Origin of the sequence: Mizugakiibacter sp., assembly GCF_039680435.1 — a bacterium.
In the GTDB taxonomy this organism is placed as follows: Bacteria; Pseudomonadota; Gammaproteobacteria; order Xanthomonadales; family Rhodanobacteraceae; genus Mizugakiibacter.
In genome coordinates this window covers 1-4,416 of sequence record NZ_JBDKSX010000024.1, presented here as the reverse complement: position 1 = coordinate 4,416, position 4,416 = coordinate 1, and the positions used below count along the sequence as shown (strand labels likewise).

General features: G+C 71.1%; 5 protein-coding genes. 4 read left to right on the top strand and 1 reads right to left on the bottom strand.

What is annotated here, in order from left to right; all coding sequences use genetic code 11:
• Positions 1–133: 133 nt before the first annotated feature.
• Entirely contained in the window at positions 134–1,258 is a 1,125-nt protein-coding gene (gene hemH / locus ABFC67_RS02335; protein ID WP_346736427.1) for a ferrochelatase, read from the bottom strand.
• A 123-nt stretch (positions 1,259–1,381) separates the two neighbouring features.
• Between hemH and ABFC67_RS02330 the strand changes: the two genes are divergently transcribed.
• The 4 genes from ABFC67_RS02330 to tatC all read left to right on the top strand — a co-directional run bounded on the left by ABFC67_RS02330 (position 1,382) and on the right by tatC (position 3,698).
• Entirely contained in the window at positions 1,382–2,080 is a 699-nt protein-coding gene (locus ABFC67_RS02330; protein WP_346736426.1) for a lipid-binding SYLF domain-containing protein, read from the top strand.
• Between the two features lie 267 nt (positions 2,081–2,347).
• Positions 2,348–2,599, top strand: a complete 252-nt coding sequence (tatA, locus tag ABFC67_RS02325; protein ID WP_346736425.1) for a Sec-independent protein translocase subunit TatA — start codon at positions 2,348–2,350, stop codon at positions 2,597–2,599.
• Between the two features lie 3 nt (positions 2,600–2,602).
• A complete protein-coding gene (gene tatB / locus ABFC67_RS02320; RefSeq protein ID WP_346736424.1) occupies positions 2,603–2,959 on the top strand; it encodes a Sec-independent protein translocase protein TatB in 357 nt (118 codons plus the stop codon).
• On the top strand, positions 2,934–3,698 hold the full coding sequence (tatC, locus tag ABFC67_RS02315) for a twin-arginine translocase subunit TatC (protein ID WP_346736423.1): 765 nt from the start codon (positions 2,934–2,936) through the stop codon (positions 3,696–3,698). Before tatB ends, tatC begins: the two co-directional genes overlap by 26 nt.
• Positions 3,699–4,416 lie beyond the last annotated feature (718 nt).

Below are 4,416 nucleotides of genomic sequence, written 5' to 3'. Positions count from 1 at the left end.
GGCGAGGCGCGGCGCCAGCGCGTCGAAGCTGGCGGCGTTGTCCAGCCAGCCGTGCAGCGCCAGCAGCGGCGGCGCGCCGGCGTCGCCCCAGGCGCGCGCGGCCAGCGTGGTCGCCGGCAGCGCCAGTTCCAGCTCAGCCGAGGTCATCGCCCAGCGCCTCCGCGCGGCGCTTGGCCTCGATCTGGCGCGCGGCGGCGGCGGCGCGGTCGTAGCCGGGCGCGGCTTCCGGCCAGCCCTGCATGTGCGCCAGCGCGAGCTCGGCCAGCGCGCGCACGTGCGGCGGCGTGTCGTTCAGCGCGGGGATGTAGTGGAAGCGCTCGCCGCCGGCGGTGAGGAACCACGCGCGGTTCTGCATGGCGATCTCTTCCAGCGTTTCCAGGCAGTCCACCGCGAAGCCGGGGCAGAGCACGTCGAGCGACTTCACGCCCTCGCCGGGCAGTGCCTTGACGGTGGCGTCGGTGTACGGCTGCAGCCAGCGCTCGCGGCCGACGCGCGACTGGAAGCTGACCAGCACCTGCTCGCGCAGCACGCCGAGCTTCTCCGCCAGCAGGCGCGCGGTCGCCTGGCACTGGCAGTAGTACGGGTCGCCGGCGCGCACGTAGCGCTGCGGGATGCCGTGGAAGCTGAGCAGCAGGCGTTCGCCGCGGCCGTGCAGCGCCCAGTGCGCCTCGACGCTGGCGGCCAGCGCGGCGATGTAGCCGGGCAGGTCGTGGTAGTCGTTGACGATGCGCAGCTCCGGCGGCCAGCGCAGCGCCTTGATCGTGTCGGCGACGGCGTCCAGCACCGAGCCGGTGGAGGTCGCCGAGTACTGCGGATACAGCGGCAGCACCAGCAGCCGGCGCACGCCTTCCTGCTGCAGGCGGATCACCGTGTCGCGCACCGACGGCGCGCCGTAGCGCATCGCCAGCGCCACCTTCAGCGGCCCCGGCCGGCGCTGCGCCAGCTCCGCGCCCAGCGCCTTCGCCAGCGCCTCGCTGCCGGTGCGCAGCGGCGAACCTGCCGGCGTCCAGATGCGCGCGTAGGCGTGCGCCGAGCGGCGCGGCCGCACGCGCAGGATCACGCCGTGCAGGATCGCCCGCCACAGCCAGCGCGGGTATTCGATCACGCGCGGATCGGACAGGAATTCGGCGAGGAAGGGACGCAGCGCGGCCGCCGTCGGCGCCTCCGGCGTGCCGAGGTTGACCAGCAGCACCGCGGCCTCGGGCGGGCGGTCGTGGCGATGGCCGGCGAGGCCGACGTAGCGGGGCGATGCGGGCATGGCGGGGAACTCCGGCGACGCGGCGAAGTCTGCCACAGCGCGCCGCGAAGGCCGCGCGTCCGTTAAGGTGGCGTTGGTGCCATCATGCCTAGCCTTGCCGCATCCCCTGCTGGAGAAAACCCGATGAACAGCCTGTCGCGCCGACTGTCCACGCTCGCCCTGCTGGCGCTTGCGCCCGCGCTCGCCGCGCACGCCGCCGATACGCGCACGCAGGCGCTGGAGCGCGCGCAGAACGCGCTGCGCGTGCTCAACGAGACCATGCAGCAGGCGCCGGACAAGGCGGTGCCGCTGGACCTGCTGAAGAACGCCCGGGCGATCGCGGTGATCCCCGACGTGGTCAAGGCCGGCTTCATCTTCGGCGGCCGCCACGGCGAGGGCCTGATTTCGGTGAAGGCGCCCGACGGCACCTGGTCGAATCCGAGCTTCGTCTCGGTCACCGGCGGCAGCGTCGGCTTCCAGGCCGGCGTGTCCTCGACCGACATCGTGCTGGTGTTCCGCACCCAGCGCGGCGTGGACGGCATCGTCAACGGCAAGTTCACCCTCGGCGCCGACGCGCAGGCCGCGGCCGGCCCGGTCGGCCGCTACGCCAACGCCTCCACCGACGCGGCGATGCACGCCGAGATCTATTCCTACTCGCGCTCGCGCGGCCTGTTCGCCGGCGTCGCCCTGGACGGCGCCGCGCTGCGCATCGACAACGATGCCAACCAGGCCGTGTACGGCCAGGGCGTGACCGCGCGCCGCATCTTCGAGGGCGGCGTCAGCGGCGTGCCGGGCCCGGTGGTCGACTTCCGCGACAGGCTGGAGGAGTACACTGCGCAGTGAGGCTCTCCCTCCCGCCTCGAGAGGGCCGGGGGTGAGCGTTCGGGACCGTTGCGCAGCGGTCCGGGAAGGTTGTCCGACCCTGCGGACGTCATGCCCGCGCAAGCGGGTATCCATTGGAAACGGCGCTTTGGATGCCCGCTTGCGCGGGCATGACGCCGGGATCGGAAGTGCGGCGGTGCGTTCGTTCCTGCTCGGGCGTATCCTCTCCCGCCCTTCGGAGCAGCCTCGGCCGGCGAACGAAGGTTGAGCGTTTTCACGAGGTGACGTATGGGTGGTATGAGCATCTGGCACTGGCTGCTGGTGCTGGTCATCGTGCTGGTGATCTTCGGCACCAAGCGGCTGCGCAACATCGGCTCCGACCTCGGCGCCGCGGTGCGCGACTTCAAGAAGGGCCTGAACGAAGGCGCCGAGGGCGAGAAGGCCGAGAAGGCCGACAAGCCCGAGCAGCTGCGCGCCGATCCGCCGGCGCAGGCGTCCGCGCCGGCCGGCAAGAGCGAGTCGCGCGACCGCGCCGACTGAGCCATGTTCGACGTCGGCTTCGGCGAGCTGCTGCTGATCGCGGTGGTGGCGCTGGTGGTGCTCGGCCCCGAGCGCCTGCCCGGCACCGCGCGCACGCTGGGCGCGTTGCTGCGCCGCGCGCGCCAAGGTTGGGCCAACGTGCAGGCCGAGGTCGAGCGCGAGCTGGAACTGGAAGAGCTGAAGAAGCAGGCGCGCGACGCGGCGACGCAGACCCAGGCCGCCGCGGCCGACCTGCGCCGCGGCCTCGACGAGGCCGAACACTCCATCCGCAAGACCGCGGAGACCGCGGCCGCGCCGCCCGCCGACGCGGCGCCGACCGAGAAGCCGTCGACCGATGAGCCGCCGCGATCCGCAACCTGACGAGGAGCTCGGCTTCCTCAGCCACCTGCTCGAGCTGCGCTCGCGCCTGCTGAAGGCGATCGCCGCGGTGCTGCTGGTGCTGCTGGCACTGATCCCGTTCGCCAACCGGCTGTATGCGCAACTGGCGCGGCCGTTGGTCGAGCGCCTGCCGGAAGGCGCGCACCTGGTCGCGATCGAAGTGGCCAGCCCGTTCTTCACGCCGCTGAAGCTGGCGTTCTTCGCCGCGCTGTTCCTGGCCATGCCGGTGGTGCTGTACCAGCTCTGGGCGTTCGTCAGCCCCGGTCTGTACCGCCACGAGAAGCGCCTGGCGCGGCCGCTGCTGGCCTCGGCGGTGGCGCTGTTCTACCTCGGCTGCGCGTTCGCCTATTTCCTCGTGCTGCCGATGGTGTTCCGCTTCCTCACCAGCATCACGCCGCAGGGCGTGGCGATGATGACCGACATCAGCCACTACCTCGACTTCGTGCTGGTGATCTTCCTCGCCTTCGGCCTGTGCTTCGAGGTGCCGGTGGCGGTGGTGATCCTGGTCGCCGCGGGCCTGCTGACGCCCGAGCAACTGGTGAAAAGCCGCGGCTACGTGATCGTCGGCTGCTTCGTGGTGGCGGCGATCCTCACCCCGCCCGACGTGCTCTCGCAAACCCTGCTGGCCGTGCCGATGTGCCTGCTCTACGAAGTCGGCGTGCTGGCCGCGCGCTTCCTGGTCAAGCCGCGCGCCGCGGGCGGCGACGAGCCGGCGGCCTGACCCCGCAGGAGCGGCCGTGGCCGCGACCCGGGCGCCACAGGTCGCGGCCACGGCCGCTCCTACAAAAAAACGTAGGGCGGAATCCGCACAGCGGCTTCCGCCGCGCCAACCCGACACCGCTATTCGGCGCGCCGGCAACACCCCTGGCCGCGCGTGGCCGATCGAACGCGTGGCTTCGCTCCGGTGGCTGAACAGGGTCTTCGAACGGCGCCAGCCGCGGGCCTGCGAACGCCCGCGCGCATGCAGGCGGGCGGGCCGGCATCCTGGCCCGAGCCTTCGCGGCGCACCCCCAGGGCCGCATACACGACTGCAATCGATGCGCTTGGTCGCCCGTACCTCACGTGGTCACTTGCAGGGGGGCATACACAAATTGTTAGCCGCGCCCTAAATGACTTTTGAGCTCAGCCTCGAGAGCCGCTACCGTAGCGGCAATGCGAAGACTAAGGGGATTAGTCTTAGAGGATGCCGACCCGTGGACTGTCTCTCGCATAGCTCGGCCAAACGCCTTATCTGCTGCGAAGTTCGCGCCACCTTGTCCGGCATCTTCGACTACGGCCTCCATGGCAATGTATAGCTCATGGGCACACGCCTCTAGCTGTGATCTCTCAGTAGGTTGTTCACCCGGGGCGAACCCGGGATTCTGGCGGTGCGACCCATTCAGCACCCACAGGAGCCCCGGATGAACCTGCATAAACATGCCCGTCTTACGCCGCGAGGT